Origin of the sequence: Streptomyces sp. 891-h, from assembly GCF_022760275.1 — a bacterium.
GTDB classification, from domain to species: domain Bacteria; phylum Actinomycetota; class Actinomycetes; order Streptomycetales; family Streptomycetaceae; genus Streptomyces; species Streptomyces spirodelae.
The window spans coordinates 2,134,810-2,161,196 of the sequence record NZ_CP050693.1 but is presented as its reverse complement, the minus strand read 5'-3'; the positions used below and the strand labels follow the sequence as shown (position 1 = coordinate 2,161,196).

Annotated in this window: 19 protein-coding genes; 13 read left to right on the top strand and 6 right to left on the bottom strand. The window is 69.7% G+C overall.

What is annotated here, in order from left to right; genetic code table 11:
* Window positions 1-63 precede the first annotated feature (63 nt).
* On the top strand, window positions 64-1,653 hold the full coding sequence (gene serA, locus HC362_RS09060; protein ID WP_243083378.1) for a phosphoglycerate dehydrogenase: 1,590 nt from the start codon (window positions 64-66) through the stop codon (window positions 1,651-1,653).
* A 122-nt stretch (window positions 1,654-1,775) separates the two neighbouring features.
* On the opposite strand, the gene HC362_RS09055 is transcribed toward serA, so the two are convergent.
* Complete coding sequence (locus HC362_RS09055) at window positions 1,776-2,978, bottom strand: helix-turn-helix domain-containing protein (protein WP_243083377.1); 1,203 nt, start codon at window positions 2,976-2,978, stop codon at window positions 1,776-1,778.
* 246 nt (window positions 2,979-3,224) lie between these two features.
* On the opposite strand from HC362_RS09055, the gene HC362_RS09050 reads away from it, so the two are divergent.
* From HC362_RS09050 to HC362_RS34890, 3 genes are all read left to right on the top strand, one after another.
* Window positions 3,225-4,151 (top strand): proline dehydrogenase family protein, encoded by a 927-nt coding sequence (locus tag HC362_RS09050; protein ID WP_243083376.1) that lies wholly within the window; start codon window positions 3,225-3,227, stop codon window positions 4,149-4,151.
* A gap of 45 nt (window positions 4,152-4,196) precedes the next feature.
* Window positions 4,197-5,828 (top strand): L-glutamate gamma-semialdehyde dehydrogenase, encoded by a 1,632-nt coding sequence (gene pruA, locus HC362_RS09045; protein ID WP_243083375.1) that lies wholly within the window; start codon window positions 4,197-4,199, stop codon window positions 5,826-5,828.
* A 329-nt stretch (window positions 5,829-6,157) separates the two neighbouring features.
* Window positions 6,158-6,286 carry a hypothetical protein gene (locus HC362_RS34890; protein WP_019355765.1) on the top strand — a complete coding sequence of 43 codons (129 nt, stop codon included), beginning with the start codon at window positions 6,158-6,160 and terminating at the stop codon, window positions 6,284-6,286.
* Between the two features lie 151 nt (window positions 6,287-6,437).
* Here HC362_RS34890 and HC362_RS09040 read toward each other — a convergent pair whose 3' ends face one another.
* Window positions 6,438-8,033 (bottom strand): metallophosphoesterase family protein, encoded by a 1,596-nt coding sequence (locus HC362_RS09040; RefSeq protein ID WP_243083374.1) that lies wholly within the window; start codon window positions 8,031-8,033, stop codon window positions 6,438-6,440.
* 128 nt (window positions 8,034-8,161) lie between these two features.
* Between HC362_RS09040 and HC362_RS09035 the strand changes: the two genes are divergently transcribed.
* From HC362_RS09035 to cimA, 7 genes are all read left to right on the top strand, one after another.
* Entirely contained in the window at window positions 8,162-9,229 is a 1,068-nt protein-coding gene (locus HC362_RS09035) for a 3-isopropylmalate dehydrogenase (protein ID WP_243083373.1), read from the top strand.
* Window positions 9,230-9,487: 258 nt separating this feature from the next.
* Entirely contained in the window at window positions 9,488-10,594 is a 1,107-nt protein-coding gene (locus HC362_RS09030; RefSeq protein ID WP_243083372.1) for a branched-chain amino acid aminotransferase, read from the top strand.
* A gap of 166 nt (window positions 10,595-10,760) precedes the next feature.
* Window positions 10,761-12,407, top strand: a complete 1,647-nt coding sequence (locus tag HC362_RS09025; RefSeq protein WP_243083371.1) for an alkaline phosphatase D family protein — start codon at window positions 10,761-10,763, stop codon at window positions 12,405-12,407.
* A gap of 525 nt (window positions 12,408-12,932) precedes the next feature.
* On the top strand, window positions 12,933-13,391 hold the full coding sequence (locus HC362_RS09020; RefSeq protein ID WP_243083370.1) for a type VII secretion target: 459 nt from the start codon (window positions 12,933-12,935) through the stop codon (window positions 13,389-13,391).
* 92 nt (window positions 13,392-13,483) lie between these two features.
* Window positions 13,484-15,709 carry a hypothetical protein gene (locus HC362_RS09015; RefSeq protein ID WP_243083369.1) on the top strand — a complete coding sequence of 742 codons (2,226 nt, stop codon included), beginning with the start codon at window positions 13,484-13,486 and terminating at the stop codon, window positions 15,707-15,709.
* Between the two features lie 197 nt (window positions 15,710-15,906).
* Window positions 15,907-16,404 (top strand): hypothetical protein, encoded by a 498-nt coding sequence (locus HC362_RS09010; RefSeq protein WP_243083368.1) that lies wholly within the window; start codon window positions 15,907-15,909, stop codon window positions 16,402-16,404.
* Between the two features lie 412 nt (window positions 16,405-16,816).
* Entirely contained in the window at window positions 16,817-18,421 is a 1,605-nt protein-coding gene (gene cimA, locus HC362_RS09005; RefSeq protein WP_243083367.1) for a citramalate synthase, read from the top strand.
* A 135-nt stretch (window positions 18,422-18,556) separates the two neighbouring features.
* Here cimA and HC362_RS09000 read toward each other — a convergent pair whose 3' ends face one another.
* The 4 genes from HC362_RS09000 to ureA all read right to left on the bottom strand — a co-directional run bounded on the left by HC362_RS09000 (window position 18,557) and on the right by ureA (window position 22,780).
* The gene (locus tag HC362_RS09000; protein WP_243088447.1) at window positions 18,557-19,105 is read right to left on the bottom strand and encodes a TetR/AcrR family transcriptional regulator; all 549 of its coding nucleotides are present in this window, start codon (window positions 19,103-19,105) and stop codon (window positions 18,557-18,559) included.
* A 140-nt stretch (window positions 19,106-19,245) separates the two neighbouring features.
* Window positions 19,246-20,286, bottom strand: a complete 1,041-nt coding sequence (locus HC362_RS08995) for an agmatine deiminase family protein (RefSeq protein WP_243083366.1) — start codon at window positions 20,284-20,286, stop codon at window positions 19,246-19,248.
* A 50-nt stretch (window positions 20,287-20,336) separates the two neighbouring features.
* Complete coding sequence (locus HC362_RS08990; protein ID WP_243083365.1) at window positions 20,337-22,040, bottom strand: urease subunit alpha; 1,704 nt, start codon at window positions 22,038-22,040, stop codon at window positions 20,337-20,339.
* The gene (gene ureA, locus HC362_RS08985) at window positions 22,037-22,780 is read right to left on the bottom strand and encodes an urease subunit gamma (protein WP_243083364.1); all 744 of its coding nucleotides are present in this window, start codon (window positions 22,778-22,780) and stop codon (window positions 22,037-22,039) included. Before ureA ends, HC362_RS08990 begins: the two co-directional genes overlap by 4 nt.
* Before the next feature lie 183 nt (window positions 22,781-22,963).
* On the opposite strand from ureA, the gene HC362_RS08980 reads away from it, so the two are divergent.
* Window positions 22,964-24,466, top strand: a complete 1,503-nt coding sequence (locus HC362_RS08980) for a cytosine permease (RefSeq protein ID WP_243083363.1) — start codon at window positions 22,964-22,966, stop codon at window positions 24,464-24,466.
* A gap of 270 nt (window positions 24,467-24,736) precedes the next feature.
* The gene (locus HC362_RS08975; RefSeq protein WP_243083362.1) at window positions 24,737-26,377 is read left to right on the top strand and encodes an acyl-CoA carboxylase subunit beta; all 1,641 of its coding nucleotides are present in this window, start codon (window positions 24,737-24,739) and stop codon (window positions 26,375-26,377) included.
* Window positions 26,378-26,387: the final 10 nt, after the last annotated feature.

Genomic DNA, 26,387 nt, shown 5'->3' with positions numbered 1-26,387 from the left:
CTCCCCAGCCGCCCCGCAGGGAACCCGCAGGAAAACGCGCCGTCCCAAGAATGTGGAGACCACGTGAGCAAGCCCGTAGTACTCATCGCCGAAGAGCTGTCGCCCGCGACCGTCGACGCGCTGGGCCCGGATTTCGAGATCCGGCACTGTGACGGCGCCGATCGCGACGAACTCCTCCCCGCTCTCGCCGATGTGGACGCCGTCCTCGTCCGCTCCGCCACCAAGATCGATGCCGAGGCCATCGCCGCGGCGAAGAAGCTCAAGGTGGTCGCCCGCGCCGGTGTCGGGCTCGACAACGTGGACGTACCCGCCGCCACCAAGGCGGGCGTGATGGTGGTCAACGCCCCCACCTCCAACATCGTCACCGCAGCCGAGCTTGCCTGCGGCCTGCTCATCGCCACGGCCCGCAACATCCCGCAGGCCAACACCGCGCTCAAGAACGGCGAGTGGAAGCGCAGCAAGTACACCGGTGTGGAGCTGAGCGAGAAGACGCTCGGCGTCGTCGGCCTCGGCCGTATCGGGGTGCTGGTCGCCCAGCGCATGTCGGCGTTCGGGATGAAGGTCGTCGCCTACGACCCGTTCGTGCAGCCCGCGCGGGCCGCGCAGATGGGCGTGAAGCTGCTCTCGCTGGACGAGCTGCTCCAGGTCGCGGACTTCATCACCGTCCACCTGCCCAAGACCCCCGAGACGCTGGGGCTCATCGGCGACGAGGCGCTGCACAAGGTCAAGCCGAACGTACGCGTCGTCAACGCGGCCCGCGGCGGCATCGTGGACGAGGAGGCGCTGGCCTCGGCGCTCAAGGAGGGCCGCGTGGCGGGCGCGGGTCTGGATGTGTACGCCTCCGAGCCGTGCACCGACTCCCCGCTGTTCGCCTTCGACCAGGTGGTGTGCACCCCGCACCTGGGCGCCTCCACCGGTGAGGCGCAGGAGAAGGCGGGCATCGCGGTCGCCAAGTCGGTGCGGCTGGCGCTGGCGGGCGAGCTGGTGCCCGACGCGGTCAACGTCCAGGGCGGGGTGATCGCCGAGGACGTGCGCCCGGCGCTGCCGCTCGCGGAGAAGCTGGGCCGGATCTTCACCGCGCTGGCGGGCGAGGTCGCCGTCCGGCTGGACGTCGAGGTCTACGGCGAGATCACCCAGCACGATGTGAAGGTGCTGGAGCTCTCCGCGCTCAAGGGCGTGTTCGAGGACGTGGTGGACGAGACGGTCTCCTACGTCAACGCGCCGCTGTTCGCACAGGAGCGGGGCGTCGAGGTGCGGCTGACCACCTCCAGTGAGTCCGCCGAGCACCGCAATGTGGTGACCGTGCGCGGCACCCTGGCCAACGGCGAGGAGGTCTCAGCGTCCGGCACCCTGTCCGGGCCCAAGCACCTGCAGAAGATCGTCGCCATCAACGAGCACGGCGTCGACCTCGCGGTCGCCGACCACATGGCCTTCCTGCGCTACAGCGACCGCCCCGGCGTCGTCGGCACCGTCGGCCGCGTCCTGGGCGAGGCCGGCATCAACATCGCCGGCATGCAGGTCTCCCGCGCCGAAGAGGGCGGCGAAGCGCTGGTCGCCCTGACGGTGGACGACACCATCGGGGCCACGGTCCTCGCGGAGATCGGTGAGGAGATCGGCGCCACCCATGCTCGGGCGGTGAACCTCACGGAGTGAGGTTCCGGTGAGGGGTGCCCCCGGTGGTCGGTTGCGGGGTGCGGGTTTGTTTGTGGTCGCGCGCGCCCACGCGGCGGAGCCGCATATCCGCCACAGCCCCGCGCCCCTGATGGGGCGCCCCGCTAGGACAGCCGGGCCGTCTTCAAGGCCATGTGCAGCAGGAGGCGGTCCTCTCCCTCGTCCAGGTCGAGGCCGGTGAGGCGTTCGACGCGGGAGAGGCGGTAGTAGAGGGTCTGGCGGTGGATGCCCAGCGCTGCCGCCGCACGGCCCGCCTGGCCCGCGCAGTCGAGGAAGACCTCGGCTGTGCGGGCCAGTTCGCTGTGAGCGGGGCGGAGCAGTTCCCGTACAGCGGGGTCGGGCAGGCAGTCCGCTGTGCGGGGGATGCCGGTCAGCAGCCGGTAGGGACCGATGGCGTCCCACTCGGCGAGGCCGCCCGGTACGGCTGCGGCTGAGGCGGCCCTCGCCGCGGCGCGCGCCTCGTGCCAGGCCGCGGGCAGGTCGGTCAGGCCGGTGCGTGGACTGCTCAGCCCCGCCGTGAGGCCCGCGCCGCCCGCGGCCTCGCCGGTCGCGGCCCGGCCCGCCGAGCGCAGCAGCCGGTCGGCCGCGGTACGGGCCGCCTCCAGGCCGTGGGGAGTGCGCAGCCGTACCAGCGCTGCCAGTGCGCCGTCGCGTACGCACTGCGCCGCGAGCCGGGGGAGGGCGGTGGGCAGCGGCCCCGCGCCCGGGTCCTCTTCCTCCGGCCACGGCACCACCGCCACCAGTACCAGCGGCCCCGACGCGGCCTCGCCGACGGCGGCGGCCAGCGCGGCGACGGCCTCCTCCCGTGCCGCGCCGCCGCGTTCGGCGAGCGCGGCGTGCAGGAACCGGCCCGTCCGCTCCTCGGAGCGGGCGTCGGCTGCGAGCTGGGCACCGGTGCGGTCGGCGACGGCCATCGCGGCGGCCAGTCGTGGATCGGTCAGCTCCAGTTCTCCGTCGTCCAGCAGCCAGATGTAGCCGTGCACGACCCCGTGGTCCCGCACCGGCAGACAGATCCGGCCGTGCACCACCCCGGCGGCCGGGTCCGGCGGGATACGTACCGGGCCGCTCGCCCTGGCGATGCCGAAGCTCTCGAAGAAGGCCCGCACGGCAGGGGTGGAGCGCCGCTGGAGGATGGTGCGGGTGCGCACCGCGTCCAGCTCCAGGCCGGTGGCCTGCTCCTCGTCGCCCTCGGCCGCGCCCTCGTGCGCCCCGAAGGCGATCAAGGAGAAGTCCCGCCCCTCCAGCGTCGCCGGGGTGCCCAGCAGCTGGGAGACCTCGTCGATCAGCGCCTGATAGTCCTCGCGCATGGGCAGATCTCCTCGGGGGCTCGGCTGGGCTGGGCTGGATCGGTAAGGGGCAGGGGCGGGGCGGCTCGGGGCGGTGTTCGCCCTCCATTCTCATACACGTGTCTGAGAGCCGGACCACGGACGCGTGACACCTGTCGATGGTCCGGCTCGTGGCGCGATCCTTAACTTCTTAGTGGCTCCCGCGTCACGCCTTCGCTGCGCGCACGCCATCGAGCCACCCACAAGAACAATCCGTGGAGGTGCCCCGTGCTGGGACCCGTGCTCCTCGCCGCCGCGCGCAGCGACAGCATCCGCCGCCTCGTCTCGGCCGCTCCGGTGACCCGCCCCATGGTGGACCGGTTCGTGGCGGGCGAGCAGCTCGATCAGTGTCTGGCCTCGGTGACGACGCTCGCCGAGCGCGGTATGCAGGTCACCATCGACCATCTGGGCGAGGACATCACCGACCGGTCGGAAGCCCTCCGCAACCGTGACGCCTACCTCGCGCTGACCGACGCGCTGGCCGGCGCCGGGCTCGCGGAGCACGCCGAGATGTCGGTCAAGCTCTCCGCCTTCGGGCAGGCGCTCCCGGGCGGGCACGACCTGGCGGCGGAGAACGTGCTGCCCGTCGTCGAGGCAGCCACCGCGGCTGGGACGACGGTCACCCTCGACATGGAGGACCACACCACCGTCGACTCCACGCTCGCCATACTCGGGCAGCTGCGCGAGCGCTTCCCCGGCACCGGCGCCGTGCTCCAGTCGTACCTCTTCCGTACCGAGGAGGACTGCCACGCACTGGCCGGCGAGGGCTCCCGGGTCCGCCTGGTCAAGGGCGCGTACAACGAGCCCGCCGAGGTCGCCTTCCAGGACAAACGCGAGGTCGACCGGGCGTATGTGCGCTGCCTGAAGATCCTGATGGCCGGCAAGGGCTACCCCATGGTGGGTTCCCACGATCCCCGCATGGTGGCCATCGCCCAAAATCTGGCCGAGCGTTACGGTCGAAAGCGGGACGAGTACGAATTCCAGATGCTGTACGGCATCCGCGGAGCCGAGCAGGAGCGACTGGTCGCACAGGGTCACCGGATGCGTATCTACGTCCCCTACGGCACCGACTGGTACGGCTACTTCATGCGACGCCTCGCTGAGCGCCCCGCGAACATGGCCTTCTTCCTGCGGTCCCTGATCACCCGCAGCTGAGACGCCGGCAGAACCGACCGCCCGAACCCGACACAAGGAGCAACCGTGGACGCTGTGACCCAGGTCCCCGCCCCGTACAACGAGCCGGTGCACACCTACGCGCCCGGCAGCCCCGAGCGTGCGCGCCTGGAGGCCAAGCTCAAGGAGCTGGCGGACAACCCCCGTGAGCTGCCGATGACCATCAACGGCGTCAAGCGCATGGGCGGCGGCGAGCGCGTCGACGTCGTACAGCCGCACAACCACCAGAAGGTGCTGGGCACCTTCGCGACCGCCACCCGGCAGGACGCGCAGGACGCCATCGACGCGGCGCTCGCCGCGGCCCCGGCCTGGCGTGCGATGTCCTTCGACGACCGGGCCGCGATCATCCTCAAGGCCGCCGAGCTGCTCTCCGGGCCCTGGCGCGAGACGATCGCCGCCTCCACCATGCTCGGCCAGTCCAAGACGGCCCAGCAGGCCGAGATCGACGCGCCCTGCGAGCTGATCGACTTCTGGCGCTTCAATGTGCACTTCGCCCGCGAGCTGATGACCGAGCAGCCACTGGTCCAGCCCAACGGGATCTGGAACCGCATGGACCACCGCCCCCTGGAGGGCTTCGTCTACGCGATCACCCCGTTCAACTTCACCGCCATCGCGGGCAACCTGCCCACCGCTCCGGCGCTGATGGGCAATGTGGTGGTCTGGAAGCCGTCCCCCACCCAGACCCACTCCGCGGTGCTGCTGATGGAGCTGCTGGAGGAGGCCGGGCTGCCCAAGGGCGTCATCAACCTGGTCACCGGTGACGGCAAGGAGGTCTCCGAGGTCGCGATCCCGCACCCGGAGCTGGCCGGTATCCACTTCACCGGCTCGACGGCCACCTTCCAGCACCTGTGGAAGAGCGTCGGCGAGAACATCTCCACCTACAAGTCCTACCCGCGCATCGTCGGCGAGACCGGTGGCAAGGACTTCATCGTCGCGCACTCCTCGGCCGACCAGGCCGTACTCAAGACCGCCATCACCCGTGGCGCCTTCGAGTACCAGGGCCAGAAGTGCTCGGCCGCCTCCCGCGCCTACCTGCCCCGCTCCATCTGGGAGGGCGGCTTCAAGGACGCGCTGGCCACCGAGGTGCAGGGGCTGGCCATGGGCGATGTGACGGACCTGTCCAACTTCATCGGCGCCGTCATCGACGACCGCGCCTTCGCCAAGAACAAGGCCGCCATCGAGCGCGCCAAGGCCGACCCGACCTGCGAGATCCTGGTCGGCGGCACGTGCGACGACAGCGTCGGCTACTTCGTCTCGCCGACGGTCATCGTCTGCTCCGACCCGGAGAACGAGGTCTTCAAGACCGAGTACTTCGGCCCGATCATCGCGATCCACGTCTACGAGGACGAGGACTGGGACGCGATGCTGGACCAGATGGAGTCCGCCTCGGCGTACGCGCTCACCGGCGCCGTGCTCGCCAAGGACCGCGCCGTGCTGGCCTCGGCCTCGGAGAAGCTGCGGTTCGCCGCCGGCAACTTCTACCTGAACGACCGGCCCACCGGGTCGATCGTCGGGCAGCAGCCCTTCGGCGGTGCCCGGGCCTCCGGCACCAACGACAAGGCCGGTTCGAAGTTCAACCTGATCCGCTGGTCCTCGCCGCGCGCGATCAAGGAGACCCAGGTCGCGCCGACCGACTACCGGTACCCGCACATGGGCTGATGCCCCCGTGGCCCCTGTGCGATGAGGGCCCGGCTCCCTCTCCGACCCGTACGGAGAGGGGGCCGGGCCCGCCCTTTTGAGCTGCGGCGGTGTGGGACTCGTCTCAGATAGTAGGAAGCCCAACTAATTGGCGAGACATCACGGCTCTCGGCTTCTATCTTTGTAGGAAGCCGATCGTCTCGCTCGACCGAGCGCTTCGCGGATGTGACGCCCGTGCGTCCCAGGCAGGTGACCCCTGCCGCACCGGTTGTCCCCGCGCCTTTGGCTGTCCGGCAGATCTCTCCTTGCGTCCTTGCGTCCACGCGTCGTGCAGAAGGAGTTGTATTCCTATGGCCACGCCCACAGCCACCCACGTTCCCGCCTCCCGCGTCCGCCGCTCGCGGGCTGCGGCCCGCCTCCGTGAGGAGGACCGCCGCAAGGCGGCCGAAGCCCTCCAGCGCGCCTTCGACCGCCGCTGACTGCGGGGCGGCCCAGCCGCTTGCGGGGTTGCCCTCGGAAGCTCGCGTACCCCGCAATGGGGGCTGCGCGCTCAGGGGCGCGGGGAACTGCGCGAGCGACCACAACGCGCCCGCAGCCTGCGACGCGCAGCAAGGGGCACCCCCTCCCCAGTCAGCGGCGTACCACGAAGTGGTCTACGCGGCGGCCTGAGCCGGACAGCGCTGTCACCGAGAGCGACGGCCGTCGCCCACCCCGGCACTCGACCGCGAGGAACGAGAACCCCGTGTAGCGGACCCGGGACCAGTCCACCTCGCCCCTCTCCTCGCGGCGGCCCTTCGTCCAGCGGATACCGCGAACGCTGTCCCGCTCCTCGACGTGCCCCTCATAACTGTCCGGCGCCGAGAAGTCGTACAGCTCCCTGCCACCCCCACCGGCGGTGACATATACGGTGCCGTCCCGCTTGGGGTCGGTCACATCGCCAACCCGCACCGCCCTCGTCGGCTTTCCACCCCGTAGGGGATCCGTCCGTTCGTACACATGGTTGTGCCCGTTGATCACCAGGTCGACGTGGTGCTGTTCGAACAGCGCCACCCACGCGTCGCGCACGCCGCCGTCCGAACCGTGGGTGGCGGTCGAGTACGCGCAGTGGTGGAAGAAGACGACGACGAAGTCGATCCCCCGGGCGGCCCGCATCCGTTTCAGCGTCCGCTCCAGCCACCTGGTCTGCGCCCCGTCGGTGTAGCCGAGGTTGGCCGGGATCTCGTAGGAGACGTCGTTCGCGTCGAGGGCGATGACCCCGACGTTCCCGTACTCGAACGCGTAGACGCCCGGTGCCCTGGCCGGGGCGGGACCGTTGCCGGGCAGGGACCAGCGGGCGGCCTGGCCGCCGTAGCCCTCGGGGGAGTACCACGCCTCCATGTCGTGGTTGCCGGTGGTCACCATCCACGGCACGCGGGAGGCGACCGGCTCGGTCTGGGCGAGGTACTGGTCCCATACCCGCGCGTCATAGGTGTCGGACTTCCTGCCGTGCCCGGTGTCGTCGGCGTAGCAGATGTCGCCCGCGTGCAGATGGAAGGCCGGGTTCTGGCCGAGCAGCAGCTGATTGGTGGTGAGCGCGTCCGGGCCGACGCCCTGGTCACCGAGGGCGGTGAAGACGAACGACTCTCCGCCGCCGTCCGGCGCGGTGGTGAACGAGCCCACGGTGCCCAGGCGTTCGGCCGAGGCGGGGTCGAAGCCCTCGTGGCCGACGCCGTAGTAATAGGTGGTGCCCGGACGCAGCCCGTCCAGGCGGGCGTGCAGGTAGAGCTGCTCGACGGCGGGCAGGTTGCGGCCGAGCGACGGGGTGTGCAGCGCGCGTACCTCGGCGGCCACCCTGCTCTCCAGCTCCCACGGCCTGGGCCCGAACCGCAGATACGGCTTCCGGACCGCGAACGGCACCTGCCAGGAGACCCGCATCTGCGACCTCGGATCCGCGCCGAACGCCAGATGGCGGCCGAACGGCGCCACGTGCCTGCCGTCCACTGTGGCGCGGGACAGCACCGGCTCAGGAGCGCCGCCGACGGTGCGCCCGGCGCCCTGGCGGAGCGCCGCGTCCGAGCCGAGCACCAGTCCGCCGGCTCCGGCGGCGCCCGCGGCCGCCAGCCCTCCGCCGCGCAGCACTCCGCGCCGGGTCAGCTTCGCGCGCAGGTACTCATGCTGCTCCGCCATGCTCATCCGTGCGGCGAGGCGGGCGGGGACGCCGAGGTCGGGCAGATCGTTCGCGGCCATGGACACCAAGCTCCCAGCGGGTGCCAACTGCCGGAAGACACCGGCGGATACACGCCGTGAACGGCATGCGTCGTCCGTCATACGGACAGCTTTATGTCACAGCCTGGGACGGGGAGTATCGTCCGCCCATGGTTTCAGGAACGGCATCCCGCACGGAGCGCACCATCGACCTCGCTGTGATTCCCGGTGACGGAATCGGCCCGGAGGTCGTCGCCCAGGGCCTCAAGGTCCTCACCGCCGTCCTCCCGCAGGACGTCAAGCTGGAGACGCACGAGTACGACCTCGGCGCCAAACGCTGGCACGCCACGGGTGAGACCCTCACCGACGAGGAGCTGGAGCGGCTCAAGGCGCACGACGCGATCCTGCTCGGCGCCGTCGGCGACCCCGGGGTCCCCTCCGGCGTGCTGGAGCGCGGACTGCTGCTGAAGCTGCGCTTCGCCTTCGACCACTTCGTCAACCTGCGTCCCTCCAAGCTCTTCCCGAACACCACCTCCCCGCTGGCGGGCCGCCCGGAGATCGACTTCGTCGTCGTCCGCGAGGGCACCGAGGGGCTCTACGTCGGCAACGGCGGCAGCGTCCGCAAGGGCACCCCGCAGGAGGTCGCCAACGAGGTGAGCGTCAACACCGCGTTCGGTGTGGAGCGGGTCGTGCGCGACGCGTACGCGCGAGCGCAGGCGCGGCCGCGCAAGAAGCTGACGCTGGTGCACAAGAACAACGTGCTGGTGCACGCCGGTCACCTGTGGAAGGACACCTTCGACCGGGTCGGGCGCGAGTACCCCGAGGTGACCACCGACTATCTGCACGTGGACGCGGCCACCATCTTCCTGGTGACCGACCCGGCCCGGTTCGACGTGATCGTCACCGACAACCTCTTCGGCGACATCATCACCGACCTGGCCGCCGCCGTCAGCGGCGGTATCGGCCTGGCCGCCTCCGGGAACATCAACCCCACCCGCGAGTTCCCGTCCATGTTCGAGCCGGTGCACGGCTCGGCGCCCGACATCGCCGGCACGGGGAAGGCCGACCCGACCGCCACGGTGCTCTCCGCCGCGCTGCTGCTGCGGCACCTGGGCTACGAGGCCGAGGCCGAGCGGATCGACGAGGCCGTCTCGGCGGATCTCGCCGAGCGGAGCACCGGGACGGCACGGAGCACCGACGAGATCGGCGACGCTCTCGCAGCCCGGGTGGCCGGCTGACATCTCGCAGCTGACGCCGTACGGCGGACGTCTCCCGGCTGACATCTCGCGGCTGAGTCTCCCGGCTGACGCGTCGCACGGCGTCCCGCCGCGGCCGCGCAGGCTCCCTCCCATACCTTTCCCACCCCTTTCCCTCAGCGGTTGACCCCTGCGGGATAATCAAGGGGTGGGACCGCCCTGGGAGGGAGCATCCGGCGCTTCGGCGTCCACCCCGTGAGGAAGTGGCTGGTCCGCAAACGACTAGCTAAGGACGCGGACATGACGACGCCCCGTATCGCATTCGACCTCAAGCCCGCCGCTCAGCCCCTCGGCGCAGCCGAGCGCGAAGCGATACTGGCCGACCCCGGATTCGGGCGGTACTTCACCGACCACATGGTCACCATCCAGTGGACCGAGGGCCGGGGCTGGCACGACGCCCGGTTGCAGCCCTACGCCCCGCTGCAGCTGGACCCGGCGAACATGACGCTGCACTACGCGCAGTCGATCTTCGAGGGGCTGAAGGCGTACCGGCAGCCGGACGGCTCGGTGAAGGTGTTCCGTCCCGACGCCAACGCCCGCCGCTTCCAGCGCAGCGCGCGCCGGATGGCGATGCCGGAGCTGCCGGTGGAGACGTTCATCGAGGCGTGCGACCTGCTGGTCACCCAGGACAAGGCGTGGGTGCCGGGCGGGGGCGAGGCGTCGCTGTATCTGCGTCCGTTCATGTTCGCCACCGAGGTGGGCCTGGGCGTCAGGCCGGCCAACCAGTACACGTTCATGGTCATAGCTTCCCCGGCGGCCTCCTACTTCCCCGGCGGCGTCAAGCCCGTCTCGGTGTGGCTGTCCGAGGAGTATGTGCGGGCCGCCCCCGGCGGTACCGGGGAGGCCAAGTGCGCGGGCAACTACGCCGCCTCGCTGGTGGCCCAGGCCGAGGCCGCCGAGCAGGGCTGCGACCAGGTCGTCTGGCTGGACGCCGTGGAGCGCCGCTACATCGAGGAGATGGGCGGTATGAACCTCTACTTCGTCCACGGCAGCGGCGCTGACGCGCGGATCGTCACCCCGGAGCTGACCGGGACGCTGCTGCCGGGCATCACCCGCGACTCGCTGCTGCGGATCGCCGCCGACCTGGGGTACGAGACGGGCGAGACGCGGATCACCAGCGACGAGTGGCGCGCGGGGAACGCGGACGGCTCGATCAGCGAGGTCTTCGCCTGCGGTACGGCAGCGGTGATCACTCCGGTCGGCGAGGTGAAGTCGGCGCGCGGCGAGTGGAAGGTCGGCGACGGCGGTGCGGGGGAGATCACCATGAAGCTCCGTGAGGCGCTGCTGGCGATCCAGACCGGCCAGGCGGAGGACAAGCACGGCTGGATGCACACGCTGGGTTCCTGAGGGGTAGGTCCTCACGGACATCGTGGGGCGTATCACGGTAAGCCCGGAACCGACGCCGCGTACATGTACCTGACATGCAGCGGTCGGACTTCCGTAGCTGAAGAGCCTTTCGGCAGCGCTGTCATGACGGTGTCATCGACTGCCTCCCGGGAGGGCCGAGATCCAGATGCCGAGTCATGGGACGACCCAGCAGGATCAGGAGACTCAGCACGAACTCAGACAAGCGGCGGCGGCACTGGGCCGCCGCCGCTTGTTGACCGTCACGGGCGCCGCCGTGGCGCTCGCCTTCACCACCAACCTTCCGGGCAGCGCCCAGGCGGCCGAAGCGGACGCGCGCACCGCGGTCAGCGCCGACCCCTTCACCCTGGGAGTCGCCTCCGGCGACCCGCTGCCCGACTCCGTGGTGCTGTGGACCCGGCTCGCGCCCAAGCCGTACGAGCCCGGCAGCGGTCTGCCGAAGGCGCGGATCGCCGTGCGCTGGGAGCTGGCACACGACCGGCGCTTCCGCCGCATCGTGCGCCGCGGGACGGCCATAGCGCACCCGGAGCTGAACCACGCGGTGCATGTGGAGCCCGGGGGACTCGGTCCCGACCGCGTCTACTACTACCGCTTCCGGGTGGGCAGGTGGCTCAGCCCCGTGGGGCGTACCCGTACGGCGCCGGCGCCCGGTGCCGACCTGAACGAGCTGCGGCTGGCTGCCGTCTCCTGCCAGGCCTACCACCACGGCTACTACACGGCCTTCCGGCACGTCGCGGACGAGGACGTGGACCTGGTCTTCCACCTCGGCGACTATCTGTACGAGTACGCCGTCGACGCGCACGGCGGTGCCCGCGCCTACACCGACCGCGAGCTGCCGGCCCACTTCAACCGGGAGACGGTCTCGCTGGAGGAGTACCGGCTGCGGTACGCGCTCTACAAGGCGGACCCGGACCTGCGGGCCGCACACGCCGCGCACCCCTTCCTCGTCACCTGGGACGACCACGAGACGGAGAACAACTACGCGGACGACATCCCCGAGGACGGCAGCTCCTCCGAGGACTTCCTGGTGCGCAGGGCCGCCGCCTACCGCGCGTACTGGGAGAACCTGCCGCTGCGCAAACCCCAGCGCCCCAAGGGCCCCGATATGCAGCTCTACCGCAGGGTGCGGTTCGGCAAGCTCGCGCAGTTCGACATCCTCGACACCCGCCAGTACCGCTCCGACCAGGCGTACGGCGACGGCTGGCACCACCCGGGGCCCGAGTCCACCGACGCGTCCCGCACCATGGTCGGCGCCACGCAGGAGCGCTGGCTGATCGACGGCTGGCGGGCCTCGGACGCCGTCTGGAACGTGGTGCCCCAGCAGGTCACCTTCTCCGAGCGGCGCAGCACCAGCGGCGCCGACTACAAGGTCAGCATGGACGCCTGGGACGGCGCTCCGGCCTCCCGCGAGCGGCTGCTGGCCGGTGCCCAGGCCGCCGGGGTGGAGAACCTGATGGTGCTGACCGGGGACGTGCACCGGGGGTACGCGTACGACATCAAGCGCGACTTCGGCGATCAGAACTCCCGCACGATGGGCACCGAGATCGTGGCGACCTCCATCACCAGCGGCAAGGACGGCGAGGACAAGCCCGCCAACTGGGACAGCTATATGGGCGCCAACCCGCATCTGAAGTTCTACAACGGCCACCGCGGCTACGTGACCGTGCGGCTGGACAAGCGGCAGGCGCGTGCCGACTTCCGCACGGTGGCGGTCGTCACCGAGCCGGGAGCCCCGGTCTCCACCGCCGCCTCCTTCGTCACCCGGGTCGGTGACCAGGGGCTGCACCAGGTGTGACCGGAACGGAGTCCGGGCGGAGTGCCGGCTGCCGCTCGTCGAGCGGCGGCCGAGGTGGCGTTCCGCCCGGTCTCCCCCGGAAGGCGGCCGACCGGCGACGCCTGAGCGTGACGCCACTGCCTCAACCGGGCACAGGCCATGGCCCGACTCGTCGTCGGCTGACGCCACCGTCGTACGGCCGGCCCCGGTCCGCCAAGCGCCGCACGCCCATCCGCCGGGCGAGGCGCGCCCCTGCGTCGAGTGGCGCTGAAGAGCCGGCTGGACTCGTGGACCGGGGAGGGATCGAGGCGGGGCGGCGCCTGCTGCGACGTGCATCGCCGCCCCGGGACCCTTGGTACGAGGTCCGACAACCGCAGTTCATCTCCCACTGAGCGGGGCCGTGCTGCGGCTGTTGCCCTGTGAGCGGAGTGTATTCTTCCGTGCCGCAGAGTGACGAATGCTGATACCGTCGGCTGAATGGCGCGGGCATGACCCATGCGCGAGAACACCAGGACGGCGTGTCAGCAAGTCACAGGAGACGGGAAGTTGTCCTTCGAGGCGGAGTGGGCCGGACACATGGCCAAGGCGAAGGCGGAGCAGGACACCCGCATGCGGCTCAACGGGGCACCCCCTGGCGAGGTCGATCCCGCCGGGAACGGCAAGCCCAGGCTGCACGTGACCCCGTCGGTTCTGCGGAGCAAGGCCGGTGACGCGGAGGAGGCCGCGCGTGCGTTCATGCGCGCCGACAACGAGGCGATAACGGAGACAGGGCAGGTGAAGGCGAGCCTCTCCGGATTCGAGTGCGCTGCCGCATTCGACACCTTCGAAGAGCGCTGGAAGGACCAGATGCGCTATCTCCGCAACCGGTTACGGGAGAACGTCGCCGAGGCGTTACGCCAGGCATCCTTCAGCTTCAAGAACCGGGACCAAGCGGTGAAGGACGAGATGGACGGCGCCGCCAGGGGCAACGAGGGGGCCAAGAAGTTGGGCGAGAGCCGGCACTGATGCTCACCTTCCACACTCTGATCTCGGCGGACTTGGAGCCCTTACGGGAGGCTGTCGCAAAGTGGCGGAGGCTGCCGGAGAAGTTCCGGACGGTGGGCACCTACTTCTTCGATCACGTACAGTCTCCGCTCACGAAATCCGACTGGCATGGCGAAGCGGCGAACGCGGCGAAACGGGCCTTCTGGGACATCACGTTTCGTGTCGAGGCAGCTGCCGACGAGGCGCAAGATGTGCACGGTTTTCTGGAGAGCGCCTACCACAAGCTCCACAGCTGTCAGAAAAAGCTCAAGGAGCACAAGGAGCACTTGGACCGGAGCACGCACCTCCGGATCGACGGAACAGGAAAGGTCCGTCGGCAGACGGTGATGCCTGACGACGACTCCGGAGGAAAGGGCCCCCTCTTAGCGTCTGATGACAGCGCCGACTTCTACAACCGGGAGATCTCCCGGATCATGGAGGATGCCAGAGATGCCGACCGGCTCCTCAAGTGGTCTCTGAGCCAGGACCCCAACGGTCGCGACAGGAGCTTCACCTCCAAGGGTGTCAACAGCCTTGAGGACGCGCGTCGAGCCCGCCGTGAGGCAGCGAAGGACGCCCGCGCGTTCACCAAGCTCGCCGAGACCGACCACCGTGCCCTGACCTCGACCGAGCTGAAACGCGCGACTGCTTACCTTCGCAAGCACGAGGGCGACCCGTACTTCGCCGAGAAGGTCGTCACTGACCTCGGCGCACGCGGAACCCTGGCGTTCTGGCAGCGCAACGCCGATGAGCCCCAAAGGGACGATGCCCGCTCCAAGACCCTGGCCAAGCTCCAGAAATCGATGAGCCTCACCCTGGCCACCGCGTCCCACTCCGACAGTGCGGCTATGAAGGAGTGGAAGCACGATGTCATTCGGTTGGGAACAAAACGCTTCACGGACACCAATTTTTCCGACGACAGCCTGGCCCCCGGACGCTCGGCCAAGGGACCGTACGGCTTCCAGATCATGAGCAGCCTCATGCGGGACGGCGAATTCGACAAGCGGTTCCTGAAGGAATACGGCAAGGGATTCGAGGAAAACGGCAAACATGTCCCGGGCCTCATCGATTTCGACAAGAAGGCAGCAGCCAAGGGAAGCCTGAAGGACTTCTGGCACCCGGACGGCTACGACCCCGTCCTCAACCTCGGCAAGGGCAGTGACCACGGCCTCGACCCGATGGCGGGGTACATGGAAGCGCTGGGGCACAACTCGGAGGCGGCGCAGGAGTTGTTCGGGAACAAGCATTTCGCTGGAGCACGCAGCAGTCCAGTCGATCCCGATCTGAAGTATTTGCTTCAAGATCGCGAATGGCCCAACGGTGATCCGACGGGAAGCGGTAAACGCGGCTACGGATACGACGAACTGGGCCATGCGCTGGAGGCAGGAGCACTCGGCCGTCCATACGACGAGCCGGAGTTGGGCGTGCACAAGTCCGCTGCCGGGGCGAGCATCATGCACCAGGCCGTCAAGATCGTGGGGGAAGACTCAGCTTTTCTGGATGAAAAAATTCACCCTGGGCGGGAGCATTTGAGCGACAGCCTGGCCAAAATGGGAGCAGGGTACATCGACAACCTGAACTGGTCCGCGTCCATGGACTCCCAATCGCCGTATGGAGACGAAGTGCGTGACGCTGCTTTCGGGTCTGTCAGCGGGGAAGGTGCTATCAAACTCGCTCCGAGGGATGTGCGCGATTTCATGTCGGTGGTGGGGGCCACGGAGGAAGGACACCATATTCTCTCGGGTGCCCAGCAGGAGTACACGGCAAGAATTCTCGATTCTGACCCGGGGCCTGGCAAGGCTTCGATGCTGGCCATTGAAACAGGGGCCGAGAATCAGGGTCGCCTTGACCGTTCTCGATTCGATTCCATCGTCGGTGACAGTGACGAGGTGAAATCGGAGCAGGCCAGAAAGCTGGAAGAGGCGGCTACCTGGAAAAAGTACGGAATCGGCCAGGGGGGCGGTGTTGTTTCAACTGGCGTGGAGAGTCTAGTCCAGGGAACCACAAAGGCGAGCTATGCCGTTCCCATCGTCGGTTCTGTTGCCGAGGCGTTCACCACTGAACGAGAAATCATGATCGACAGAGGCGTTGAGCGTGAGCAGGAGAGGTTCGATATTCGCGTGGATGCTGATGTTGAGAAGGTGAGGTCAGACTTCGGAGAGGCGGGTCGGGCAAGGAGTAAGGAACCTCTGAATCTGTACCTCGATGCTCATCCCGAGCTCGAGCGTAGCGACTGGTTCGATCAAGCCGAGTTCCGTCGCAAAGAGGCGTACGCGCGTGGGAGTTCCGGGTCACTCTAGGGGAGGCTCTCGAAGTGAGAAGAGGACCGATGCGTGCGCTATCGGTTGGTGTTTCTGCCTCCGTGGTTTCCCTGTTCATGGCTTCATGCGTATCGGGTAGTGAGTCAAGCCGTAGCCCTTCACCCAGCAGGACTACAACAGGGGCACCAGAGTTGATTTACAGGAACACATGCAGCGGAATCCTCAGAGGTGACATCATGAAAGAGGTAAAATCTAAACCTCCGGCGAAGAAAAAGGAACTGGGTAACGGAATCCAGTATCTTTACAGCGGTGGCGGTTCGATGAATCGTGATATGACGACCCACAAAGGAGCAACCCCCAGCGGCGACTACAGCGGCTGTGCGATCGGCGATCTGAAAGAACACACCCTCATCGAGATCGAGGAGAACTGGGGCCCTCAGACCTTCCCCCGGTCTGCCGAGAAGGCCGGAGAGACGACCTCCTACCAGCGGCTTCCCAACAAAGGCAAATTCGACCGTTTTCAACTGCTGGTCGATTGCCGACGTCCGGACCTCGTTCGCAAGTCCGAGCACAAGAAGCAACTCGCGATGCGGGTCACGCTCGCTGATCGCCTGGACCTCTCCGAAAAGACCCGTGCCGCCCTGCTCACCAACGCCGCCGAGCTCCTCACCGGCATTCTGAAGTGCGAGAACAAGGTCACCTACCCAGCACCGGAGTCCGTCGAATTCCGCTGAGTCGGCACCGTCGGCTGCTACGGCCAGGCCTGTGTGCCGTCAGCCGGGGGCCATCAAGCGCAGCGGTGGTCACCAGAAGCCGCGCTCTCACGAGCCCGCCACGCCGGCCAGGGGCTTTCCGGATGGTGAGACACCCCGCGTTGTGGTGGGTGGCTCGTGCCAGAATGCCGACGTGCCCTCGTTCGTCATGATTATTGGCAGCAGGCGCGCCGGTCCGCAGTGACCGCCTGCCGTGGCAGAACCCCTACGGCAGCCGGACACCGTGCCCCAGACCCGCGCGCAGACCTCTCGCACCCGCGAGGGGTTTTTTCGTTTTCCGGCCCACCCGGCCGAAGGCGGAGGCGCGAGGGATGATGGGGGCAAGTGGAGCGCTTCCTTCCGCAACCACTGAACCCAGCAGGAGCCATCAGCCATGACCCCCGACGACAGTTTCCACGTCTTCGACACCACCCTGCGTGACGGAGCACAGCGCGAGGGCATCAACCTGACCGTCGCCGACAAGCTGACCATCGCGCGCCACCTGGACGAGTACGGCGTCGGCTTCATCGAGGGCGGCTGGCCGGGCGCCAACCCGCGCGACACCGAGTTCTTCGCGCGCGCCCCCAAGGAGATCGACTTCCAGCACGCGCAGCTCGTCGCGTTCGGCTCCACGCGCAGGGCGGGCGTACCCGCGCAGATCGACCCCCAGGTCAAGGCGCTGCTCGACTCCGGGGCACCCGTGGTCACCCTCGTCGCCAAGGCGCACGACCGCCATGTCGAGCTGGCCCTGCGCACCACGCTGGAGGAGAACCTGTCGATGATCGCCGAGACGGTCGGTCATCTGCGGGAGCACGGCCGCCGGGTCTTCGTCGACTGCGAGCACTTCTTCGACGGCTACCAGGCCAATCCCGGCTACGCCAAGCAGGTCGTGCGCGCCGCACACGAGGCGGGCGCCGACGTGGTGGTGCTCTGCGACACCAACGGCGGCATGATCCCCGCCCAGATCCAGGCCGTCGTGCGCACCGTCGCCGCCGACACCGGGGCCCGGCTGGGCATCCACGCGCAGGACGACACCGGCTGCGCCGTCGCCAACACGCTCGCCGCCGTGGACGGCGGCGCCACCCATGTGCAGTGCACGGCCAACGGCTACGGCGAGCGCGTCGGCAACGCCAACCTCTTCCCCGTCGTCGCCGCGCTGGAGCTCAAGTACGACAAGCGCGTACTGCCCGAGGGCGCGCTGGCCGAGACCACCCGGATCTCGCACGCCATCGCCGAGGTCGTCAATCTGACCCCCTCCACCCACCAGCCCTACGTCGGCACCTCCGCTTTCGCCCACAAGGGCGGGCTGCACGCCTCCGCGATCAAGATCGATCCGGACCTCTACCAGCACATCGACCCCGAACTCGTCGGCAACACCATGCGGATGCTCGTCTCCGACATGGCGGGGCGCGCCTCCGTCGAGCTCAAGGGCAAGGAGCTGGGCTACGACCTGAGCGGCGACCGCGAACTGGTCGGGCGCGTGGTCGAGCGCGTCAAGGAGCAGGAGCTCAAGGGGTATACGTACGAGGCCGCCGACGCCTCATTCGAACTGCTGCTCCGCGACGAGGTGCACGGCGGGACCACGGGGACCGCGCCCCGGTTCTTCCGCGCCGAGTCCTGGCGCGCCATCGTCGAGCAGCGGCCCGACGGGATGCAGGTCAACGAGGCGACGGTCAAGCTGTGGGCCAAGGGCGAGCGCATCGTCGTCACGGGTGAGGGGAACGGCCCCGTGGACGCGCTGGACCGCGCTCTGCGGGCCGGTCTTGAGCGGATCCACCCCGAGCTGGCGAAGCTGAACCTGGTCGACTACAAGGTCCGCATCCTGGAGGGCGCGCACGGGACGTCGTCCACGACGCGGGTGCTGTTGTCGATGAGTGACGGCAGTGGGGAGTGGACGACCGTGGGGGTGGGGGACAACGTGATCGCCGCCTCTTGGCAGGCGCTGGATGACGGGTACACGTACGGATTGCTGCGGGCGGGAGTTGAGGCGCACGACTAGGGAGGCCGCCGATGCTGGGGAGGGGGTGCCCCTGGCCGTCCGTTGCAGGCCGCGGGTTGTTTGTGGCCGGTGGGGGTACCTCCCGGCCGGAGGCCGGGGGAGCAGTTCCCCGCGCCCCTTCGGGGCACCAGGAGTTCAGCCCTCGCCCGGTGTGAGGGACTCGTCGAAGTGGTCCCGCACATGGCTCAGGGCCAGGGCCCTGTCCACCCCTGGCAGTCCCACCACCAGATGGGTGCCGAAGCCGTCGAGGAGCGCGCGGGTGCGGGTGGCGAAGCGATCGGCGTCGACCGGCGCGAACTCGCCCTGTGCCATGCCCTCGACCAGCAGCGCCACCAGGTCCCGGTGCCAGCTCAGCTCCAGCTCCAGTTGGCGGGACCGCACCTCGTCGTCGCCGGACTGCGAGCGGTTCCACACCTCCAGCCACAGCGCCCAGTGCGGGTCCCGGTGGCCGTGGGGCAGATAGAGCTCCACCAGCGCGTCCAGCCGCTCGCGCGCCGGTATCCGCCGGGCCAGCGCGGCGCGCCGCTCGGCGCCCAGCTGCTCCTCGCTCCACTGGAGGGTCTGCAACAGCAGTTCGTCCTTGGTCTTGAAGTAGTAGACGAGATGGCCGCTGCTCATGCCGACCTCGCGGCCGAGCGCGGCCATGGTGAGCCGGTCGAGACCGCGTTCGGCGATCATCTCCATGGCGGCGGCCAGCACCTGCTCCTTGGGCTGCGCAGCACGCCGGGGACTCCGCCGGCGCCTGCCCTCCGTCTCTGTGACCACCGCTGTGTCCCTCCAAGCCCCTCCGCGAGCCGCCGACCGTTCAGCCTAACCGGGCCGTCTCACACCCGGGGCTGCTGCTGGGTGATGCAGTGGATGCCGCCCCCGGCGGCGAACACCGTACGCGCGTCCACCAGTGTGACCGTCCGGCGGGGGAACAGGCGGCGGAAGATACCGGCCGCGTGCTCGTCGCGCGGGTCGCCGAAGCCGCACAGTACGACCCCGCCGTTGCACAGGTAGTGGTTGACGTAGCTGTAGTCGACCGGTTCGCCGTCCTCGGTGTGCGTCACCGTCGGCGCGGGCAGCTCGACCACCTCCAGCTGCCTGCCCTTGGCGTCGGTGGCCGCGCGCAGCAGCTTCACCGTCTCCTGGCACAGGTCGTGATCGGGGTGGGCGGGGTCGGGCTGGGTGTGCGCGACGACCACGCCGGGTGCGGCGAAGGCGGCCACCAGATCGACATGGCCGCGGGTGCCGTAGGTGCCGTAGTCGGCGGTCAGCCCGCGCGGCAGCCAGATCGCCTTGCGGGTGCCCAGCAGCGCGTGCACCTCCGCCTCGACCTGTTCGTGCGTCCAGCCGGGGTTGCGCTCCGGGCCCAGCTGCACGGTCTCGGTGAGCAGCACCGTGCCCTCGCCGTCCACATGGATGCCGCCGCCCTCGTTGACCAGCCGCGAGGAGCGCACGGGGGCGCCCGCCTGCCCGGCGACGTACGCGCCGATCAGCGCGTCCCGCTCCCAGCGGGCCCACGTCTGGGCGCCCCAGCCGTTGAACGTCCAGTCCACGGCGGCCAGGCGGCCGCCCTCGGTGACGAAGGTCGGGCCGATGTCGCGCATCCACGCGTCGTCCAGCGGCTGCCCCACGACCTCGATCTCCGGACCGAGCCGTGCGCGCGCCCCGGCCACATCGCCGGGGTCGGCCACCACGGTGACCGGCTCGAAGCGGCGTACGGCACGGGCGACCGACGCCCACGCGGTACGGGCCTCGGCCAGCACCTGAGCGTCCTCGAACGTCGGGTTGGCACCGGGCCACGCCATCCAGGTGCGCTCGTGCGGCGCCCACTCGGGCGGCATGTGCGGGGCGGCGGCGTCGGACGTGCGGTTGCTCATGGGGGCGATTCCTCGGGGTGTCGTCAGATGTGGGTCAAGAGCTCGGGAGCTCAGAGGAAGTAGAGGCGGTTGAGCGGGACGCTCTCGGCCGCCTTCGAGCGCAGCGGCTCGCCGTCCAGCGTCACCAGACCGGTGCGCTGGTCGACCTCCACCGCGCCCAGCCGCGCGTTGTGCACCATGTCGGCGGGGCCGATGCCGCGCGTGCCGCGTACGGCGACCCGGCGCCGGCGCGTCGGCAGCGTGTCGCCGCCCCGCTCGACGGCGGCCTGCGAGACGAAGGCGACGGACAGCTCGGCGGGCGCCCCGCCGTGCGCCCCGAACAGCGGGCCGAGCACCAGGGGTTGGCTGGTGTCGGTGGCGGCGTTGGGGTCGCCGGTGACGCCCCAGGCGGGAAAGCCGGACTTGAGGACCAGCTGCGGTTTGGCGCCGAACCAGGCCGGGTGCCACAGCACGATGTCGGCCAGCTTGCCCGGCTCCAGCGAACCGATCTCGTGCGAGAGGCCGTGTGCCAGGGCCGGGTTGAGGGTGAGCTTGGCGATGTAGCGCAGGACGCGCGCGTTGTCGTCCGTACCCGCTTCGCGGAGGCGCGCCGCGTCCTCCAGCTCGCCCCGTTCCGCCTTGAGCTTGGCCGCCATCTGGAACGTACGCCGCACGGTCTCGCCGGCGCGGCCCATGCCCTGCGCGTCGGAGGAGGTGATGCCGATGGCGCCCAGGTCGTGCAGTACGTCCTCGGCGCCCATGGTGCCCGCGCGGATGCGGTCGCGGGCCATGGCCGCGTCCCCGGGCAGGTCGGTCTTCAGGTCGTGCACCGAGACGATCATCCCGTAGTGCTCGGCGACGGCGTCCCGGCCGAACGGCAGCGTCGGGTTGGTGGAGGAGCCGATGACGTTGGGGACCCCCGCCATCCGCAGCACATTGGGGACGTGGCCGCCGCCGCAGCCCTCGATGTGGAAGGCGTGGATGGTGCGGCCCTCCAGCACAGCGAGGGTGTCCTCGACGGCCAGCGCCTCGTTCAGCCCGTCGCTGTGCAGCGCGACCTGTACGTCGTACTCCTCGGCCACCCGCAGCGCGGTGTCCAGCGCCCGGTGGTGTGCGCCCATGTCCTCGTGCACCTTGAAGCCGCAGGCACCGCCCTCGGCCAGCGCCTCGACCAGCGGTGCAGGGTGCGAGGAGGAGCCGCGGCCCAGGAAGCCGATGTTGACCGGCCAGGCGTCGAAAGCGGAGAACGCGTGTCCCAGCGCCCAGGGCGAGTTGACGCCCACGCCCCACACCGGGCCGAACTCCTGGCCGATGATCGTGGTGACGCCGGAGGAGAGCGAGGCCTCCATGATGCGCGGCGAGAGCAGATGGACATGGGTGTCGACGGCGCCCGCCGTGGCGATCAGCCCCTCGCCGGAGACGATCGAGGTGCCGGTGCCCACGACGACGTCCACGCCGTCCACCGTGTCCGGGTTGCCGGCCCGGCCGATGGCGTGGATGCGGCCCTCGCGGATTCCGATGGACACCTTGCGTATGCCCTGCACGGCGTCGATGACCAGCACATTGCTGATCACCACGTCGCAGGTCTCGCGGACGGCCGCCGCCTTGAGGTGGAGCCCGTCGCGGGCGGTCTTGCCGAACCCGGCCAGGAACTCGTTCCCCGGCTGCTGGGAGTCGGACTCGACGCGGACGACGAGCCCGGTGTCGCCCAGCCGTACCCGGTCGCCCGCGCGCGGCCCGTGTACGGCCGCGTACTCGTGTGCGTCCACGCTCATGCCTCTCCCTCTCCCTTTCCCTCTCCGGCCCGGCCGCCTTCGGCCTCGGCGCCCAGATAGCCGCAGGCCGCCGCGCGCCGCAGAGCCTCCTCGCGGGCTCCGGGCGCGTCCAGCGGGCCGTCCACCAGACCGGCGAAGCCGATGGCCACCCTCTCGCCGCCCAGCGGGACGAGCCCCACCTCGGCGGTGCCGCCCGGATCGAAGCGCACCGACGAGCCTGCGGGCACGGCGAGCCGCATCCCGTAGGCGGCGGCCCGGTCGAAGGCCAGCCGGGGGTTGGCCTCGAAGAAGTGGAAGTGCGAGGTGACGCTGACCGGCACCTCGGCGGTGTTGCGCACGGTCAGCGAGACCGTGGGCTCCGGCTGTGCGTACGCCGCGCCGGTGCCCTCCTCCTCGCCGGCGGGCAGCACGGCGCCGGGGCCCTGCCCGGTCCCGGAGGCGGCGACGGGGGAGGGGATCACCGCGAGCCGGGAGCCGTCCTCGAAGACGGCCTCCACCTGGATCTCGGTGAGCACCTCGGCCACGCCGGGCAGGACGTCGTCGGGGCCCAGCACGGCGCGCCCCGCCTCTATCGCCTCGCCGAGCCTGCGCCCGTCACGGGCGGCCTCGCAGACGGTGTCGGCGACGAGCGCCGTGGCCTCCGGCACATTGAGCCGCAGTCCTCGGGCCCTTCTGGCCCGTGCGAGCTCGGCCGTGCCGAAGATCAGCAGGCGGTCCCGTTCGGTCGGCCCCAGCCGCACGGCTCTCCCACCTTCCGGTCGTGGTGAATGCGTCCGTCGTGTCTTGCTGCGTGCTCGGCCAGCATTTAGAGCATCGCTCAAATAGTCAAGTCTTCGTATCTCCCCATTGACCCCGCTGCCCCTGATGCTTCAGATTGAGCGCTGCTCAAACCAAATGCCGGCCACACCCCGACAGGGAGCACCATGCAGATCGAGCAGCACGGCGTCGATGTGATACCGGAGGCCGAGCGCACCGGCCGCCCGCGCGACATCGTCAGCTTTCTCATCGGATCGAACCTGGCGCTCGGCGTCGTCATCTTCGGCTGGTTGCCGGTCTCCTTCGGGCTGGGCTTCTGGCCCGCCGTCTCCTCACTGGTGGTCGGCACCCTGGTCGGCACGGTGCTGGTCGCGCCGCTCGCGCTGGTCTCGCTGCGCACCGCCACCAACCTCTCCACCAGCAGCGGCGCCCAGTTCGGCGTACGCGGGAGACTGCTCGGCTCGGCGATCGGGCTGCTGCTCTCGCTCGGCTACACCGCCCTCACCCTCTGGGTCGGGGGCGACGCCATGGTCGGCTCGCTCGCCCGGCTGTTCGGGATGCCCGACTCGGCGGCCGGCTACGCGCTCGTCTACGCGGTGCTCGCCGTGTGCACCGCGGTGTGCGCCGTCTACGGCTACAAGCTGCTGCTGCGGCTGAGCCGGGTGCTCGCCATCGGTATGACCGCGCTGCTGGTCGTAGGGCTGTTCGCGTACGCGCCGCACTTCACCACCCAGGCGCCGGCCGGGACCGAGTACCTGCTCGGCGACTTCTGGACGACCTGGCTGCTGTCCGTCGTCGCGGCCGGACTCAGCGGACCGATCGCCTTCATCACCCTGCTGGGCGACTACACCCGCTACATGTCTCCGGCGCGGCACTCCTCGCGCCGCGTCTACCTGACCACCTGTCTCGGGCTGGTCGCCGGACTGCTGATCCCCCAGCTCTTCGGCACCTTCACCGCCGTCGCTGTGGACGCCGCCACCGACTACGCGGGACCGCTGGTCGCACAGGCGCCGTTCTGGTTCCTGGTGCCGCTGCTGCTGGCCGCCTCGCTCGGCTCGATCGGCAACGCGGGACTGATGCTCTACTCGATGGGGCTCGACCTGGACGCCATCGTTCCGCGCACCACCCGGACCAAGGCCACCTTCACCGTCGCGGCGGTGTCCACGGCACTGGTCTACCTCGGCCACTTCGTGTGGGACGCACAGGACGCGATGACCGCCTTCGTCCTGCTGCTGACCGCCGTTGGCGCGCCCTGGGCCGTGCTCGTGCTGATCGGGCATGTGCGCTGCCGTGGTGTCTACGACGCCGAAGCGCTCCAGGTGCTCAACCGCCGCTCCGTCGGCGGCCGTTACTGGTACACCGCGGGCTGGAACCTCCGCGCGACGCTCGCCTGGGCCATCGGCTCATCCGTCGGCCTGCTGGCCGTCGACACCCCTCTGTACACCGGCCCCCTCGTCCCCCGGCTGGGCGGCTTCGACCTGAGCTTCCTGCTCTCGTCAGCGGTGACGGCCGCCGCCTTCCTCGTGGTGACGGCGGGCGAGAAGCCGACGCTCCTCCCCGTGGCGCCCGCGGCCGCCACCGGTCCTGCGGAGTCCACCGAGCCGGCCGCGCCCGCTCCGGCGACGGCGGGCGGTGACGCGCACGGCCCGGCGGTCGCCCCGAGGTCCTGAGGGGCGCGTCCTGGCCATCCCGAGGGAACGTCCCGGCCGCGCCACCCCTACGGTGGGTGGCCTCCACACCAACACCGGCGGTCGGCGACACGAACAGTCGGCGGAGGGGGCTGTGGAATTCCCACAGCCCCCTCCCCGTCCAATGAGAGGGTTTCGCTCTGCCCAGGCCCCGCCCCCCAACGGTTCTGTCCAGCGCTGCCATGAAAGTGCCGCGGAGACTGTACGAATCTGACGACGGTGATCGGCGCCGCGGTTTCGTAGGGTCTATACATGACCGATCTGTCCCAGCCGTCGCCCCGGACCGAGCAGGCCGACCAGGCCGACGCCGGGGAGCCCGGCTCGCCCGGCTCCGTCCCCGCACAGGACACCCGCGGGCGCGTGGCCGAACTGCACGCGATCCGTGCCCAGGCGTACCAGGGTCCCAGCGAGCGGGCGACCGAGGCGCAGCACGCCAAGGGAAAGCTGACCGCCAGAGAGCGGATCGACCTGCTCCTGGACGAGGGCAGCTTCCGCGAGATCGAGCCGCTGCGCCGGCACCGTGCCACGGGCTTCGGGCTGGAGGAGAAGAAGCCGTACACCGACGGTGTGATCACCGGCTGGGGCACCGTGCACGGCCGGACCGTCTTCGTCTACGCGCACGACTTCCGGATCTTCGGCGGGGCGCTGGGCGAGGCCCACGCCACCAAGATCCACAAACTGATGGACAAGGCGATCGCGGCCGGAGCGCCGCTGGTCTCCCTCAACGACGGCGCGGGCGCCCGTATCCAGGAGGGCGTCGCGGCGCTGGCCGGCTACGGCGGCATCTTCCAGCGCAACACCAAGGCCTCCGGCGTCATCCCGCAGATCAGCGTGATGCTCGGCCCGTGCGCGGGCGGCGCGGCCTACAGCCCGGCGCTGACCGACTTCGTCTTCATGGTCCGCGACACCTCGCAGATGTTCATCACCGGACCCGACGTGGTGCAGGCGGTGACCGGTGCCGAGGTGAGCCAGGACGGTCTGGGCGGCGCCGATGTGCACGCGGCGACCTCGGGCGTGGCGCACTTCGCCTACGACGACGAGGAGACCTGCCTGGAGGAGGTCCGCTACCTCCTCTCCCTGCTGCCGCAGAACAACCGCGAGAACCCGCCGGCCGAGGCGACGGCCGACCCGGCCGACCGGCGCGGCGACGCGCTGCTGGACCTGGTGCCCGCCGACGGCAACCGGCCGTACGACATGCGCAAGGTCATCGAGGAACTCGTCGACGACGGCGACTTCCTGGAGGTGCACGAGCGCTGGGCGACCAACATCATCTGCACCCTGGCGCGGATGGACGGCGAGGTCGTCGGCATCGTCGCCAACCAGCCGCAGTCGCTCGCCGGGGTGCTGGACATCGAGGCCAGCGAGAAGGCGGCGCGCTTCGTGCAGATGTGCGACGCCTTCAACATCCCGATCCTCACACTGCTGGACGTGCCGGGCTTCCTCCCCGGCGTCGACCAGGAGCACGGCGGCATCATCCGGCACGGCGCCAAGCTGCTGTACGCCTACTGCAACGCCACGGTGCCGCGGATCTCCGTCGTCCTGCGCAAGGCGTACGGCGGCGCGTACATCGTGATGGACAGCCAGTCCATCGGCGCCGACCTGACCTTCGCCTGGCCCACCAACGAGATCGCGGTGATGGGCGCCGAGGGCGCCGCCAACGTCATCTTCCGCAAGCAGATCGCGGCGGCCGACGACCCGGAGGCCATGCGCGCCCGCATGGTCAAGGAGTACAAGGCCGAGCTGATGCACCCCTACTACGCCGCCGAGCGCGGCCTGGTGGACGACGTCATCGACCCGGCCGAGACCCGCGAGGTGCTCATCCGGTCCCTCGCGATGCTGCGCAGCAAGCACGCCGACCTGCCGTCGCGCAAGCACGGCAACCCCCCGCAGTGATGGGAGCACA